The sequence below is a fragment of the Pseudomonas sp. WS 5503 genome, from assembly GCF_012985385.1.
Taxonomy (GTDB): Bacteria; Pseudomonadota; Gammaproteobacteria; order Pseudomonadales; family Pseudomonadaceae; genus Aquipseudomonas; species Aquipseudomonas paracarnis.
This window is the reverse complement of sequence record NZ_JAAQWI010000016.1, coordinates 1-15,106: the sequence shown is the minus strand read 5'-3', so window position 1 is coordinate 15,106 and position 15,106 is coordinate 1. Positions and strand designations below refer to the sequence as shown.

At 54.1% G+C, this 15,106-nt stretch carries 20 protein-coding genes; 15 read left to right on the top strand and 5 right to left on the bottom strand.

Features of this window, described 5'->3' with window-relative positions; translation table 11 throughout:
• Positions 1–243: 243 nt before the first annotated feature.
• The 11 genes from HBO10_RS29485 (at position 244) to HBO10_RS31580 (ending at position 7,795) form a co-directional block, all read left to right on the top strand.
• Positions 244–2,070: a phosphoadenosine phosphosulfate reductase family protein gene (locus HBO10_RS29485; protein WP_169904067.1), complete on the top strand. Its 1,827-nt coding sequence runs from the start codon at positions 244–246 to the stop codon at positions 2,068–2,070.
• Between the two features lie 74 nt (positions 2,071–2,144).
• A complete protein-coding gene (locus HBO10_RS29480; protein ID WP_169904068.1) occupies positions 2,145–2,480 on the top strand; it encodes a hypothetical protein in 336 nt (111 codons plus the stop codon).
• Positions 2,481–2,624: 144 nt separating this feature from the next.
• Positions 2,625–3,101, top strand: a complete 477-nt coding sequence (locus tag HBO10_RS29475) for a hypothetical protein (protein ID WP_169904069.1) — start codon at positions 2,625–2,627, stop codon at positions 3,099–3,101.
• A 65-nt stretch (positions 3,102–3,166) separates the two neighbouring features.
• The gene (locus HBO10_RS29470) at positions 3,167–3,379 is read left to right on the top strand and encodes a hypothetical protein (protein ID WP_169904070.1); all 213 of its coding nucleotides are present in this window, start codon (positions 3,167–3,169) and stop codon (positions 3,377–3,379) included.
• A 131-nt stretch (positions 3,380–3,510) separates the two neighbouring features.
• Positions 3,511–4,011, top strand: a complete 501-nt coding sequence (locus HBO10_RS29465) for a hypothetical protein (protein ID WP_169904071.1) — start codon at positions 3,511–3,513, stop codon at positions 4,009–4,011.
• A gap of 58 nt (positions 4,012–4,069) precedes the next feature.
• A complete protein-coding gene (locus HBO10_RS29460) occupies positions 4,070–4,351 on the top strand; it encodes a hypothetical protein (RefSeq protein ID WP_169904072.1) in 282 nt (93 codons plus the stop codon).
• Positions 4,352–4,451: 100 nt separating this feature from the next.
• Positions 4,452–4,934, top strand: a complete 483-nt coding sequence (locus HBO10_RS29455) for a hypothetical protein (RefSeq protein WP_169904073.1) — start codon at positions 4,452–4,454, stop codon at positions 4,932–4,934.
• A 129-nt stretch (positions 4,935–5,063) separates the two neighbouring features.
• On the top strand, positions 5,064–5,438 hold the full coding sequence (locus tag HBO10_RS29450) for a hypothetical protein (RefSeq protein ID WP_169904074.1): 375 nt from the start codon (positions 5,064–5,066) through the stop codon (positions 5,436–5,438).
• 76 nt (positions 5,439–5,514) lie between these two features.
• Entirely contained in the window at positions 5,515–6,048 is a 534-nt protein-coding gene (locus HBO10_RS29445) for a hypothetical protein (protein ID WP_169904007.1), read from the top strand.
• A gap of 212 nt (positions 6,049–6,260) precedes the next feature.
• Positions 6,261–6,998 (top strand): hypothetical protein, encoded by a 738-nt coding sequence (locus tag HBO10_RS29440; protein WP_169904075.1) that lies wholly within the window; start codon positions 6,261–6,263, stop codon positions 6,996–6,998.
• A complete protein-coding gene (locus tag HBO10_RS31580) occupies positions 6,998–7,795 on the top strand; it encodes a hypothetical protein (RefSeq protein WP_228759031.1) in 798 nt (265 codons plus the stop codon). Before HBO10_RS29440 ends, HBO10_RS31580 begins: the two co-directional genes overlap by 1 nt.
• Positions 7,796–8,612: 817 nt before the next feature.
• Here HBO10_RS31580 and HBO10_RS29430 read toward each other — a convergent pair.
• Both HBO10_RS29430 and HBO10_RS31700 read right to left on the bottom strand, forming a co-directional pair.
• On the bottom strand, positions 8,613–9,221 hold the full coding sequence (locus tag HBO10_RS29430; RefSeq protein WP_338135685.1) for an HAD family hydrolase: 609 nt from the start codon (positions 9,219–9,221) through the stop codon (positions 8,613–8,615).
• 12 nt (positions 9,222–9,233) lie between these two features.
• Positions 9,234–9,944: a type II CAAX endopeptidase family protein gene (locus HBO10_RS31700; RefSeq protein ID WP_169904076.1), complete on the bottom strand. Its 711-nt coding sequence runs from the start codon at positions 9,942–9,944 to the stop codon at positions 9,234–9,236.
• A gap of 20 nt (positions 9,945–9,964) precedes the next feature.
• On the opposite strand from HBO10_RS31700, the gene HBO10_RS29420 reads away from it, so the two are divergent.
• Together HBO10_RS29420 and HBO10_RS29415 are read left to right on the top strand one after the other, a co-directional pair.
• Positions 9,965–10,336 (top strand): hypothetical protein, encoded by a 372-nt coding sequence (locus HBO10_RS29420; RefSeq protein ID WP_169904077.1) that lies wholly within the window; start codon positions 9,965–9,967, stop codon positions 10,334–10,336.
• A 523-nt stretch (positions 10,337–10,859) separates the two neighbouring features.
• On the top strand, positions 10,860–11,078 hold the full coding sequence (locus HBO10_RS29415; RefSeq protein WP_169904078.1) for a hypothetical protein: 219 nt from the start codon (positions 10,860–10,862) through the stop codon (positions 11,076–11,078).
• A 542-nt stretch (positions 11,079–11,620) separates the two neighbouring features.
• Here the strand turns inward: HBO10_RS29415 and HBO10_RS29410 are convergent.
• Entirely contained in the window at positions 11,621–12,028 is a 408-nt protein-coding gene (locus tag HBO10_RS29410) for a hypothetical protein (RefSeq protein WP_169904079.1), read from the bottom strand.
• Between the two features lie 226 nt (positions 12,029–12,254).
• Here HBO10_RS29410 and HBO10_RS29405 point away from each other — a divergent pair, with 226 nt between their 5' ends.
• Both HBO10_RS29405 and HBO10_RS29400 read left to right on the top strand, forming a co-directional pair.
• A complete protein-coding gene (locus HBO10_RS29405) occupies positions 12,255–12,893 on the top strand; it encodes an SOS response-associated peptidase (protein ID WP_011923102.1) in 639 nt (212 codons plus the stop codon).
• A 182-nt stretch (positions 12,894–13,075) separates the two neighbouring features.
• The gene (locus HBO10_RS29400) at positions 13,076–13,573 is read left to right on the top strand and encodes a hypothetical protein (RefSeq protein ID WP_169904080.1); all 498 of its coding nucleotides are present in this window, start codon (positions 13,076–13,078) and stop codon (positions 13,571–13,573) included.
• A 21-nt stretch (positions 13,574–13,594) separates the two neighbouring features.
• On the opposite strand, the gene HBO10_RS29395 is transcribed toward HBO10_RS29400, so the two are convergent.
• Positions 13,595–14,062 (bottom strand): hypothetical protein, encoded by a 468-nt coding sequence (locus HBO10_RS29395; RefSeq protein ID WP_011923104.1) that lies wholly within the window; start codon positions 14,060–14,062, stop codon positions 13,595–13,597.
• A gap of 26 nt (positions 14,063–14,088) precedes the next feature.
• On the bottom strand, positions 14,089–15,106 hold a 1,018-nt coding region (locus HBO10_RS29390), incomplete at its 5' end, for a hypothetical protein (RefSeq protein WP_169922242.1).

Genomic DNA, 15,106 nt, shown 5'->3' with positions numbered 1-15,106 from the left:
AATGTGAGGCAGCTACGGATGCCGGGGATAGTCATAATCCACTCAATGTTGACGTGCCACCAGCAGGGACAGCGAGTAACTGCTTTTTGATAGATGATCAGCCTGAAGGTTTAGAGGTGGGCTACTTGCCAATGGCTTTCCACCCGGCGACTTCGTATCAACGATTTTCTACCTGGGCGGTTCTGGCACACATGATTCGCCCTGAAACTGTGCTCATACCGAATTGAACACAGTGAAGCAATCATGACCTCCGCCCACGCAAACCTGATTAACGTTAAGCAAGTAGGCCTCTTCGAAGAGATCAAGGTTGAGTCTCCACGTGGGCCGATTGTAAGCCAGAGTTTCGATGAGAAAGTACGAAGCGCGATCGACGCGATCAAACAGCAAGTAATCAACGGCGCTAACTTGTCTGTGGCCTACAGTGGAGGCAAGGACAGTAGCGTAACTTTAAGCCTTGCTTATACCGCACTTTCCGAACTGAAGTCTGAAGGTTTAGAAACACCTACCCTCCATGTTGTCAATTCTAACACCAGGATGGAAAACCCAAGAATTGACCAATATACCAAGGGACAGATTAAATCTATCGAATCCTTCGCGAAGACCGAAGGCATTCCTACTCGGGTATGGGTAGCCTCACCCAACTTGAGCAACGATTATCTGGTGGCAATTCTGTCCGGGCGATCGATCATGAGTGTGGGCGCAAGTTCCAAATGCCAGCAGATGGCCAAGGCAGCACCACTTGATAAAATCAAGCGACAAGTGAAGGCCTACATTGCTGAGAAAGATGGGGTCAAAGCCAAGGATGCTAACCTAGTCACTCTCATCGGCACCCGCTTTGATGAGAGCAGCGCTCGGGCCTCCAAGATGAAGGAGCGCGGCGAGAGCGCTACCGAAGCGGTAGACGCTATGGGCAACGGCCAGATGATCCTTAGCCCCATTGCCAATTGGGATACCTTCGATGTCTTCACATACATCGGCTATGTTCGTTCTGGCAAGTTCTCAACCTACGACAACTTTGATGAGCTAGTGGAGATATATCGCGAAGCGAACGGTGGCGAGTGCATGGTCAATATGTACTTGAGCGGCACCGAGCAAGCGCGGCCAGCATGCGGGGCTCGCACTGGATGCTGGACCTGCGGCAAAATCTCCAAAGACACTAGCGCAGACAACATTATCGCAACTGAGGGTGGGGTTTATTCTTGGATGGCACCTCTTCGTGACCTCCGTGCCTTCATGCTGGCAAAGCACTTCGACCCGTCCGCTCGTTGCTGGCTTGCTCGCACTGTTAACGAAGAAACAGGCACTATCAAGATCGTCCCTAACTCGTACAGCCCACAACATTGTCTCGACCTGTTGCGTATCATGCTGACCGTCCAAATCCGTGAAGAAATTGAATCCGGTCGCCTAGGGATTGCTCCACGATTCACTATTCTGGACGAGCGTCAAATCATTGCAATTGACTTTATCAGCGCGCGATATGGGTATCAAAATAGCTTCTCGGCTTTGAGGGCGTACAAAGACATCTATGAGCGCGGGATGCGATTTGAAATTCCTTCTTTGGATTCGATTCCCAAATTCACTGAGAAGGATGTCGCATTCCGAGCTGAAGCTCCATTTGCCGACGCTGAGTATCACAGCGCCTGGCGCGGATTCCGCAACCTCGCCCATGCGATGGTCGACTGGGAAGCTACGAACACCCTGGCTGACGGGACGATTGTTCAAAGTGCCAACGTCGGAGATGAGTTCGAGATCGACGAGGAAGGTGCAGAATTGTTTATGGGCTTCGATCTCGACTATGCCCTTAATCGCATAGCACCGCTGGATAACCCCATGTTGGTGGTCGACTACTTCGTAGGGCTAGGTACGGCCACCCTTTACAAGGGCGGGCTTGGGGAATGGAATCGTATGGCCAAAATGAGTAACCAGATCTTTGTTCATGGGATAAAAGACGTGCTGCATGACCCGCACGCCCTTCTGAAGGCTCTCCAGTCCAAATTCGACACGGAACCAGCGCCGGCAGTCCTCCCAGCCTCACCAACGAGCCTCGAGCAGCTTTCATTCTGGCTGTAGCTGATTCCTCTGGGGAAGGTTCTGGCACACCTCCCCCACCCTGATACTGGGCTCATCGACTAGGAGCTTTATCCATGACTCAGACCACGACAGTCACCATCACCCGCTGCACCTCGGATACTGACCTCAAGCAACTCGGTGTCCAACCTGGTTGGTTTGTTCGGTTCGCATGCTGCTCCATCTGGCAAGAGATAACTTATGTCGCTGATGGCTGGGTGCAGTGTGTAGCCCGCGACCCGGCCAAAGGCAAAGATCTGGCCTTCGTCGGTGATCACTACAGTGCCATCAACGTCCTGGCTGACGGAAACCCGGGCAAGTACGAGCGCTGGATCGATAAGGACCGGCGAAAATCCTTCTGCGATAAATTCCACCCTGAGCCTGACAATATCGTGCGGCCGGCAGCAGCTTGATAGGCTTATAGCGGGCGTCGTATCTGCTGAACCACCCTTCTCCGGTAATCTGCTGAGCACGGACAGAGCGACGGTTCAGGCTTGGGTTGCATTGGATCTGGTGGTTCAAGGCTGAAGTATCCGAAATTTAAGGTGAAACAAGAAATGACTGTGAACGTATCCCTTCTCCTCCGCGCACACGGAATCAGCGTACTCACTGGCCAACGGCGGCTGGCAGCACTTATCGAGCTTGGCTCGCCTTTGGGCATGGTCGACCAAGATGGCGTCAACTTCGTCGTGCAACTCAAGGACGGGAAACTAATCTATTCAGAGGCGGCGATCGGCCAGTGCCTGTCCATTCCCGTACATCGGACATTAATCGAGCCTTTGATTATCAATGCGACTGCGGGTCAAAAGCTTGAGCTGCGCCCAATCCCTATGGATCGCATCCCCTCTGCTGATCCGGTTGAGTGGCTTAGCTTTGTGGGTATTCATGTTCCCGGGGCGGAGCTGAACGAGATCGAGCAAAGGCGCCTGCAGAAATACATGAAGCTTCACAGAACCGAGGCTGTTACGGACGGCAAGTCTCTGTACACCCTGGCAGGTGACCGGTTAGCTTTTTGCACCCCACCGCAACGTTAGGTGCTTCTGGCACTCCTAATATGGCTTGAACATGGTTCCATCTTGAAGCCACTTGGAACACAGCCATGACTATTCCCGATCAGAGCAACACTCAGACCTACAGCGTGTGGGAGGGTGAGGTAACCCAGTTCGTTGCCGATGACCTGGATATCTCGCACTCCGACGCCGCGGGCATCGTTGAGGGTCAGCCTTTCTACGTCCAGCAGGCGTGGGGTAAAGGTCTGAATTCCCGTGAGACAGCCGACAAGGTGCTTAAAGAGTGCCGCGATCCAAGCTGATCGCCACTCCAAACACACCAAGGCACCTCTTTTCGCGGTGCCTTTTTTATGCCTGACAGAACCTTCATGATGGGCTTCTGGCACACCGATATCGGCCACAAGATGAATCATCAAATCTTGAGGAGTCACCCATGTCGATCAATGCATTCCCTTCACTGACTGTTGTTGCCCAGTGTGTGCAGGCAACCGTCGTGATCAGCGCCAGCCATCCAACCTTGGGCCCAGTCTACTGGTGCTTTGTCGATGGCTCGGACCATAACGCCCCTGACTGCTACACGCTAACGACCAACCTTGAGGACGCAATGACGCTGCGCAAAGGCTGGCGAGAAGGAATCATGGCGTGGAGTCATCGCGACCACATGACAAAGCTGATGCTCGACAGTGAGCAGTTTCAGCAAGAGCACGACATCGACGAAACCAAAGCCTGCACTTGGTCGACCACCACTACCCTTGGAGGCGTTCTCAAGTCGCTGCAGCGACGTAGTGGGCAGGATGTCGACGCATTCACCGCCTGGCTAACCTCGGCCGCATGGCTGGATGTAGAAGCCCCCGGAGCAGCACTCGACTTTCCTCAGTCCTTTGTTTCCCCTCAATTGCAGGACTTTCCGATCTGGCAGCGCTTACAGGCATAAATCTCAAAGGCGGACGCCATCTCGCAACAATCAACAGCGACGATTCAAGGGAATATCCATGTCAAAGTTCATCAGCGGCACCTGGGGCCACATCTTCGAAGCAGACGAGCACGAACGGATGACTCGGATCGTTATCGATGCCGAAAGCCAGAAGCTTGTATTTGCTCAGATTCAACGCATGCGCTCTATGGACTCCTCCTATTCCGAAGCCTGCCGCCACGAGATGGCCGACCTGGAGGAGTCGCTCCTTGATGCAAACGCCGACTTGTTCAATGACCCAGTGGGTTTTGGACTTATCACATCTCATGAAATCCCAGAGTGGGCTGCCAACCTGACCTAAGTATCATCAAAGGAAAGCCGGGGGCATTTTGCTGCCGGCTTCTGGCACGAAATAATCACCATAACATTGGTTCATTGAACAATTTCAGGAGCTGTAAACCGTGCACATCGAACGCGACGACGAACGCCGAACCCGCACTGGAGTGGTTGTTTCTGCCGCCCATCCAACGCTTGGCCCCCTGTACTGGGAATTCGTGTCAGAGAGAAGCGTGGGCGGCCCTGACTACTTTTCAATTTCGACCAGTATGGCGCGAGCATTGCTGCTCCAACCTGGCTGGCGCGAAACAAGCGATTTGAGCTATTACGGTGGCCATCTTTCGCAGGTCATCAGGAATCAGGCCCGGGAATATCGTGACCCCGAATACTGGGGCGTTGATCTGGTGGTTGAACTGGAGGATGGCTTGGCGAGCCTGCAGGCTCGATCCAACCAAACCGAGATTGAATTCCTTGCCTGGCTGAGGGCGGCAGAATGGATTGATGTCCCGGGTCCAACGGTCATCGAGGAACTGGTCGATCACGGTTCCTTGGAAGAATGGGAGGTTGTGAGTTTCACACCGCCAACGACGATTCAAGCCCAAGCCTAGGAAACTACAGCCCTAGAGATGTCTGCGACAGGGCCTGAGAAAGTTTGTGAGTTGGTGGTTCTGGCACAGGCTAAACGCCCTGATCATAAGCCCATCGAAACAACACACTCTTTGATCAGGCCCATAACAATGACCACTTTCACTACCGAATACACCGCTGTTAAATCCCGCATCGCGGCGGTACTTACCACCCTTGGTTGGAAGGTCGCCCCTGCCCGAGACATGGAAATTAGCTGCCTGATTGCCCGAATGGACTATGAGACTGTGGTTGGCGATAAGACCGCGACAATTTCTCTCGAGCCATGGTCGGAAAGCCTGATGCTGGTCAGCAATTATGACAGCGAGGGTCGCAACATCCTTAGCGCCAACATGAAGCGCTTCGATCCAGCCATGACTGATGAAAGCCTGACTGATGCTGTGACCCTCTACGTCGAAGCATTGGAGAAAGACGTGAATGGCTCTTATGCCCGTCGGATCCACCTCAATCACCCACAAACGGCATAGCGATCAAAAAGGGGCTGGACAACTCCCCTCTGCCCTACTCGACCACTCTCCTTCAATCCCAGCTATGGGCAGTGCCATGACCATCGAACAGCACATCACCGAAGTCTTGAAATCACCAACGGCTAGCGAATGGCTTAAAAGCGCCCTCAAGACCGCGCTGAGCTGCGAGCCAACCGACGTGAGCAATGACGCGCAATACCTGAGCATCCTCCTTGCACGCCGCGCGCAGGCCCTGGAACCCCAACCTTCAAGCCAAGCACCGAAAGCATTGGCAGATGAGATCCCTCCACGTGTCTACGATCCAACCCTCTTGGCATTCCACCATGAAGGTTTTGAAATTCGAAACCCGTTTCGGATGCCGGACGGCGTGACGCCGTGCGAACCAACCTACTACGGGTTCTCGCTCGACGGCACAGGTGGTACGGGGGTCGCATGGCACCTGTACTTGCCCGATGGCCTCATGCTGGTGGTCTGCGATAACGACGACGGTGAGACGCCCGCTGACGCTCACACATGGCCAGAGGCTTCAATCGGACTGATCGATGGGGCAGATGAAATCCTCACTTGGATTCTGGGTCAAGTGCCCGGCTCAAACGCCCCGCTGCCATAGCCCGAGCACTATCCCAGTCCAATCGGTTCAGCACCTGGGGCGGGAACTCAAGATGCTGGGGCTCACCTAGTTCTCCTTGGAGTCCTATTCGACTCTTGAAACTGCTGTGTAGAGCATGGGCTTTCTACTGGGTAATCACAGTAAGAGGTTCTGGCACGTCTAGATCGGCCTGATCATTACCCTCATCGAACATCACTACAGGCAGAGCCCGAATGCAATTGACTAACCTCCCAGCGTTCCAGACCGCTGCAGAAGCCTACGACAACAAACTGGCAGGTCGGACAGATCTGGCCATTATCGTCTCGCCCGTCTCTGTAGTGTTCTTACGTGATCGCACTCTGCACCTTGGGCTGTTCCAGAATGGGGTGATAGATATCGGAAACGCACAGGAGCTCAGCGAGGATCTGTGGAATACCCAAGCCCCGCTGCTATCGAACAAACCGTCCATTATTGACATCAGTGCCCTTAACATTGCGAGCTTCAACTGCGATCAGGTTCGCTTCGAATTTGAGGGTGATGACATCCAGGACCCCACAATGTCTGAGTGCGGCCGCTTCGACATGACGCCGGACTACTACGGTTTTCAGAAAACATCAGCTGGGATCTGGTGGAAGCGCATTGAGGGCGAGGACACCTTGATACTGGATGGCACTTCCTTTGCCCGGGCCAACCCGGTGGGGGAGTTTGTCGGACGCGTTCTGCTCTCTGAGGTCGCTTTCGATTGCGAGTATGACCCAGATGCTAAACCAACCGACCATCTTCCAGAAACGCTTGCGCGCGCAGCCAGAACCACTTCCGGCATGGTTGAGTACGCAGTACCCTCACTGACCGCTGACGCAATCGCTAAAGGCTTCAAGCTAGGGCTCTTCGAAGTGATCGGTAATGGCTTGGCTCGCATCACGGCCAAGGGTAAAGAAGTAGCCGCCAACGGAACGCTGGAAATCGAATAATGAACGACGCTGATAACACTACGCGGCCGGCCGGGCCACGATTAATCCGTAATATCTCCCAGTATCTGAATCGCTCATTGTCACAGTGGTACATGTTCGAACCACATCTTCATTGGGAGGCTGGCGTTGAGGTACACGACATCTACGGAGCGTTCATGTCAGTTGCCGTATCACACGCCCGCGTGCTCGTTGCCAATGTAGAGATTCCAGAGGGTGGTGATGGGCTGGCGGCGTTTCTAGCCACCCATTGCGATGAACAGTTCCATTTTCCACGGATGCCGCAGGCGTTTTCCTGCTCTGCATTTTTGGCTCGAGCGACGCACGCTGAGTGGGGCAAGATCGCCGACGAACTGGTGATGCCAGACTGGCTTGAGGAAGAGGTCATTGGTTGGGCTCGTAGCCAAGGACTGATGATCAAAGCTCCACAACCATCGCAGCCAGTGATTCAGGCAACTCTTCCCACAACAAGGCCTGTAACCCAGCAATCAGGAAGACCCGGCACGAAAAACCTTTTCAATCCTGAAAAGGTGCTTTGGCTGGCCAACAAGCCTGAGGGTTTGCACGTTTCGCCGAAGGAAGCTGACCGGTTCAGCGACCTCGATGAGATCGTGAACGACCTTCATGAACGCGGGCTGCTAGAGAAAATCCGTTCTGATGACTCAGGTGTGTATTTCCGACCGACTCACGCGGGGCTGATTTCGCTCTACGAACTGAGAATTGCCTGGCGGAGTGCGAACGGAAAATCGACAGTTGAAGAAGAAGCACATCTGGAAATGCTCAAAGCTCAGAATGATTAGCACATTTGTTCGGCTGGTGTGATCCCTGCCCTAAAGAGGGATCCCTACTCAAGCGACTGCCCAGAATCCCTTCCCCGCGTATTCGCGTGGGGGTTCCTCCCTTTCTTGAAACGGGTGGACTCTCCGGAATTGCTTCCTGAGCTGAAACGGCCGCCGTGCTGGCCATTTCGGAAAGTGTCGCTGCGTTTAATGCCTAAGGTCCTAGCCTTACCATGAATCGACCCTACTTCTCGATTTAGGATGGACGTCAACTCCGCCATCGGAGTGTCCCCGTAGAGTTCCTTGAGTACCTTCTCTTCAGCTGTTGTCCAAAACCTCAAAGCTCTGCCCTCCCGAATTTACTAGCCTTTAGACAGATTAACGTGACCGTTCAGATTGCCAAATCCAAAAAGATCCATGCTTTACCGCGGGTTGGCTGAAGGTGACTGATTGTTAATTCCTGCGACCAGACATCGAGAATTTGCTAGACGGCCTTTGGCTTCCACTCGTTTGAGGGCAAGGGCACAATGCATTCAAATCACTAACCCATCTGGAGATAGCTATGGTTGCAAGCACTGTCGGTAAATTTGCAGCTCGATTCTTTTGGTTCATGTCATTCGTCATGTCCCTCGGGGCCCTGCTTAGTTTCTTCACGTGGGGGCTGAATGCTCTGGAAATAACCTCAATCTTGTCTCGCTTGTATGGCACTGACGCTTGGGTTCCATTCCAAAATCTTATCGGCTGCAGTATCGGGAGCTTGGTGTTGTCCCACATCTCCACAAACCTCTACGGTCGGGCCATTTTGGTGGCTGAGCAGGAGCGTATGCTGAACAAGTAATCACAGATCGGGTGCACGGATGACGATGTTGCGAAACTCCAACAGGTCAGGCAGCTCACCGCCGGCCCGCTGCAGAAAGTGCCCTTTAATTCCAAGCGCTTCGGGGCCGTACTTATCGCACCGCTGGGAATCACCCACCATCCAGGTATCTTCCGCAGCAACGCCCATATCTCGCAGTACAGCCTCATAAATGCGTCGATCGGGCTTTAGAACCCCTACATCAAAGCTGAACCCGTAAGCATCCAGGTCGGGAAAGTGCCGGGTCACCGCAGCACCGTAGGGCATCGCCAGGTTAGAGCAGATCCCAACCTTGATCCCTGCCGCCTTGATGGCCTTGATGCACAGCACTGCATCTGCATATGGCTCAATGCTTGCCACCTCTGCCCTCAGCACCGCCTCAAGGCGAGCCATTTCCTGAGGCCTTACTTCAATCCCGAGCAGCTCTGCCGCCTCTGCCAAGCCATAGCCACCTGACATGAGTAGGGACGCATCCTCCGGCCTGGGCCTGCGTCCCTGCTTGATCCCGGCCTTCATGAGCTGACGGTATGGGTGCTTGCCTTCGCAGATGCGAAGGATTGTGCCAAAGGCATCGAAAATGACGGCTTCCACTTAATGTCTTCCCTATACCAACTGGCTCAGAACTGTGTCGCTCAGCATGCCGCATATCTCTGCAAAACTATGTAAGAGAACCGGAACCAAAATGCCACCAGTGCGCACGCGTGCGTAGGCAAAAAGCACAGCCAAAGACCCAATCAAGGCAAAAGACGGCCAATGCGCGTATTGGCTATGCATCAACATGAACAACGTGCTGGTGATCAGGATTGCAGTCCACTGCCAGAAACGACTGTTCATAGGGAACAATCTCATCAAAAAGTGGCGGTATAAAAGCTCTTCACTGATAGGGGGGAGCGCCAGCAGCATCACCAGACAAAGCAACTTTTCCAAGGCTGAGAGGCCACCCAAGAACGAAATCATGAAAGTCTCGCGGCCGTAACCTAGCCCCACGTCCAGGCTTGTGCAGACAACATAGATAACGATTACGATCGGAAGATAGACCTTTAAGGTTCGCCCAAGGCCATGGCCTAAAAGCGCTCGGAGCCCACCTGAGTCTCTGAGTTGTACCGCGGCCAGAAACAGAAGTGCTACGGCTGTTGCGCCATGTGCAAGCATCAGCCAAAGAGAATTCCATTCTTCCTTCCCGACGACCGTGAATATCCAGGTCTGTATTGCCAGGGCAAGAAATAGAGCCGTGATACCAATCAAACAACGCCGCCACCATGAGTAACGAGCTTGATCGATGGGCGGGTAACCTGGGGAAATGGCGTTGATCACGCTAAGCATCCTTTCGCGAAATGAATGCCTATATCTTACCGCCGCTCATCAAAGGATCTAGCCAAAACAGGAGTGCCAAAAGGGTGGCAAGGCAGGCGGTGATTTTTGCAGCGTTGTTATGGCTTGTGGCACTCATTGCTATGCTCGACTATGGATATGACCGCGCGGGCACTGTCCGCAACAGCAAGGAATGGCCCACGATGGATAATCGACTGTTCTCAGAGCAAATAGCCGCAGCAGTTCAGCTTCTCGGGGCCGAAGGTGCTGCAAGCTGCATGGCGCGGGCCTTGATCTGCCTTGCGCACGAAGCTGATAACGACCTTCAATTCAAAGCCGAGCTTGGAAGGGTCTCGATCGAGCGCATAAGCATTCCCAACTCAAAAAAGCATTGAGATCAATAGGTAATCCAACTATGGCGAGCCGCCGTCAGCCATTTACCCCTTGCAATTTGTACATTGACGGTGCGGAAGGTTTGAGCGCCGGCGACTACATTGTGACTTCTGGTGGATCGGCCTATCTGGTTCAAGCAACTCGGCCGAGTCCAAGCAAGCCTGAACGTATGTACTTAGACTGCCTACGCTGGGTGCCGGACCAGATCCCCGCGGATGCCAGATGCTTCAAGCTAAACTGGTACCGCCGTTGAAGTTGATCACCAGGAGCTAAATACAATGTCGTGGGCAGATGCAGCTGCGCCGGTGGTAGCGGCAGTAATTCGCAATGTAGGCCGCAGTGATATGAAAGCGCTACGAAGGGCTTTAACTGATGCCTACCCCTGGGGGGAGCGAGCAAACACCCCCTACAAGGCCTGGCTTGGTGAGATTCGCCGTCAGCTGGGCCACCCGCTGAACGCACCAAAGGCAGATACGGCCAATACCCAAGCAGACATGTTCAACAGGCATTAAAGGAATCCGCACTATGCGCTGCAACGATCAAGAATTCACAATCGGGAAGGGCCAAGAAGTATTGGACGAGAAGTCCCATTACCCGGACCTTGTTCGTTTGATTATCCCGAGAGACGAAGCGCTGGGCCTGGCTCAAAAAATCCTACGCGAGCTAGAACACATGCTGCCCGATCAGACGCATCTGGGCGAAATCGCGCTTTTCGGAAAACTTGAAGCAGTTGACGACGAGTGAGCAGCTGACCAGCCTGGGCGCAGGAATCGGAGCAGCGATTGGTATCGGCCCCATACTTGCTCTGTTCAGCCTCGCTCAGACCTGGGCCTCCAAAGGATAAAACACCGCAGTTGTCGAAAATTCGATTAGGCCCAGGACAAGCACTCATGAGATACCACGCACCAACAAAGCAACTAACTGTCCCCTTGGAGAATCTTGAGCCAAGTGCCGAGGCCTTTCGTTTCGCCATAAAAATGATTCGGAAGGCTGCAGGATTTCCCCTTGAAGGTGATGAGCGACCAGTCCATATGTCTGATGCTTGCCATGCTGAGCAAGCGATTCTTCGCGGCGCTCTGTTACTTGGAATTGATCTTGGGGCGTCCATGCCGGGGGATCTGGACGTCCGGAAGGCTTGACTGCGGAAGCCAAGAACCAAAAAGCCCGCATTGAATGCGGGCTTTTGGTATGGGTGAGAGAAGCAGAGGCTTCTTGGCTAGTTCCTACGGTGCCACCCAAAGGGTCGCGGGGCAGGGCCCATAAAGGCCGTCTCTCGCGGCCTGGCTTCAAACATATCCCGCAGACCAATCAGAGTCAACACACTCTCCCCTTCGTTCTGGTGGAGCATTGACGATTCGGCCGATGATCTCCGCAACACTTGCAGTTGCCTGGTAATACACGTCCTGTGCCCGCTCGAAATTGGCAACAAGCACTGCTCGCCTGTCAGGCGGCGCGTCGACGTCGAGTTCCTCTAGCGCGACCCGCAAACCTTCTTTGGCTTTTGTAACTTCCCCAACGTAGGGAAGCAAGCCACTCGAGGCGTGATGTGCTGGCTCCCCCGCCACCTCAATAGACTGGGCTATTACCAGAATCGCCGCGCGTTCTGCCTGTGCGCGTGCCGGCAGCGAACATGCAGCTGGATCGTGTTGAACCTTGTCCAACGCGGCGGCCAGAATGGTCATTGGCGCGGTCATCTGTACTCCTTGCAAAAATCGGATCTACATCTGCTGACCCTATCCAGAGTGGGTGGGTCACACCTTTTGGACGAGCGGCTATCAGATGAACTATGTATCCGGCCGGGAAATTCAAGTCCCATTTCCGGTGTTCAGTTGGCCGATCCCTGTGTGGCCCTACCAACACTCCGCGACAGAACATGTCGCTTGCGGTCTATCCTGTGACGCAACTCTTTGGAGACTGACTATGTGCTCACACTACGAAGCCCCAACTGAAGACCGCCTTCTTGCAGGCTTCGGGGTCGCCCCTACAGAACCATACCAACATGACCTATGGCCTACTTACCTTGGTCCCTTCATCCGACTTCGTGGCAGCGAAGCAACCGATGATGATCAGTCCGAACTCGAAGCCCAAGTTGGCCAGTTTGGTCTCCTCCCCTTTTGGTCTAAAGACCGGAATCTTGGACGACGAACTTACAACGCCAGATCTGAAACGGTCAGCAGCAAACCTTCCTTCCGTGATGCCTGGAAGAAAGGGCAACACTGCGTGATCCTTGCCTCGGGGATCTACGAACCCGATTGGAGAAGCGGCAAAGCAGTGCCCACCCGAATTACCCGCTCAGATGAAGGGGTCATGGCGATCGCCGGCTTATGGGATGAATGGCACAGCCCTGAAGGCCGGCTACTCAGCTTCACAATGCTGACGGTGAACGCACAAAATCACTTCATGAACCAGTACCACAAACCCGACGATGAGAAACGAAGCGTTGTCATCCTTCCTAACGGGCTGATCAACGACTGGCTACGCGCCACCCCAGAGCAGTCCATGGAGTTCATGCGCTTGTATCCAGGCGATAAGCTCAAAGCAGAAGCCAAGCCGAAGTAAGGCAACTAACGAGATCCTACCGACGGATTTGTGACGGTGCACCCCATAGTGTGGGGTCGAAATTCAGACCGAGCTAACCATTCGCCAAGAAACTGCCAGGCGGTGAGCTCGTTCTGGTGGCACACCGCGGGGTTATCATTAGGATAGCTATCCTCAACGCATCCCCAATCAGAGGCCCTACAATGACCAAGCCGGCCGAACGTACCCGGAAAATCCTCTTCCTAGATGAATTTGTCGAGGTCGACACATACCAGCCAGTACATTGGCCCGAAAAACAAGAACTGGTCGCAGGGCGGTTTCCCCTAAATCCCACATTGCGTCGGTGCTTTGACCAAACTCCAAATGAGGACCGCGAGTCGCTTGAGACGGAGCATTGGTGGGACCTGCCCTTCATCATCTCCCGTGACTGGGAATCCTGCGTTGAGATCATCAAATCCATTCAGGCCCAGCATCGCGAGCAGGCAAACGACTACGTTATTTCCGATGATGAGCTTGAGGCCAAGATCCAGGCGGAAAAACTTCGCTGGTTTGCTGAATTCCCGGATGGTGTTCGTTATGACGTCAGATGCCTTGATGGCGGAGCGTGGGACAGATCTACCTGGTGGGGTTGCAGCGGGAGCCTTGATGAGGCGGCCAAACTTGCCGAAGCGGGGCCGGCCTGGCGCTCAAAACTCAGCTGAATGCCGGCCCAGGGTTAGCGTTCAGGCTCGTAGAAGCTTTTTGCGCAAAGGTAACAGTGCGGTGCTCACCATCAGAAGCGATGAGATGGCGCTCCAGGTGTCACTACCTCCCCCCATAGATGCAAGAGCTACCACTACGGTAAGTGCTATCAACACGGGCTTGAAATAGTCGGACAGGTACAGAAGTTCAACGGGTGTGTCTCCGTGGATTTTGAAGCTCCAGGGTAGACAGTTCACGACCAACAGCAGGACGGTTGCAGCTATCCCGAGCATGATGCTGTCTTCGAAATCGCTGATCAGTGAGCTGGCAACAGTTGTGCCCAGCGTTGCGAGCACAAGCCACAGGCATGTGCGTCGCGATTTGGTAGTTTGGGCGAGGAGCCCGACCGCTGCGGTAGTCATTAGCCGGCACGCAAAGGGAAATTGAACGCCGAGCTTATGTTTCAAACCTGATTCATGCACCTCAAACTGGCCTAACAAAAACTTCACTTTTTTTGCCCTGGGTCTGAGCGGTGCTACTTCACCGGACGAAGACCCAGGCTCTGGTGGTGCAGCCTGACCCTCGCCTGCTCCATCGACTCACCTGTTCGAGCTGACTCAAATATAGGCTCCAGTACGCCAAAGCCTCGTTTATTTGAGGTCTCAGCCTCCATCACCCGGATTCGCAAATACCCAAGGCCCTTGAGGCTTTTTAGGGTCTGCGTCGCAGCTGGTGCGACCGTGATTGACTCAAGGTCCTCGGACAATGCCAGTTCCAAAGTCTGTGCAATTATTCCTACCCATTTGGCATGCGCGAGATACAGCAGTGACAGGTCGCAGTAGATGTGGCCATCTGGAAGGGTTGCAACCTGACTGCCCAAGTTAAGGGCCCGCACTTCATCCAAGAAGATCTTCATGAGATCTTGGCTATGGACATCGAGCCCGTCACGAGCAAAATCGGCTTGAAGGACTGCGCAGGCCTCCGTCAGGTCGATAGCTGTCGGGGCGCTCGGAGCTGCAGGTTGTTCTCGTTCAGGAGCCTCACCAGCTTGATGCAAGCCTACCTTCTCAGCATAAACCCGGGCATTTGCTTGGTGCTGGTCTTCGCCGGTGGCGACAACCTGCTTGAATACGTCCGTCACTCGGTACCCGAAACGCTCCATTGAGTCCCGATCAAGGGTTCCGATCGCCCCTACGGCGATCTCGCGCACGGTCGAAAACTGCTCGTTTAAGTTGGGCATATCCACGAACTCCCACCGTCCCAGATGTCCCTTCGTGCAGGCCACCCCGATCTTTGCTCCGATCAGAGGTGCAAGCTTGAGTTGAATCGCGAATATCAGGGTCAATGGTCCGGACACGTCCCCTGCGGCATCAGTCACTAGCTTCTCAAGGAGCCCCGCTTCCTTAGCCAATCTTTCAATAGACTTGGCGGCCGCAAAAACTGAGTGCAACACCTCACCCTCCGGTAAGGTGCCGCCATGTCCTATACAGAACTCAGCGTCGAAGAACGCGCCACGATCCAGGTCGGGCAATATCAAGGTCTTAGTCAGCGCG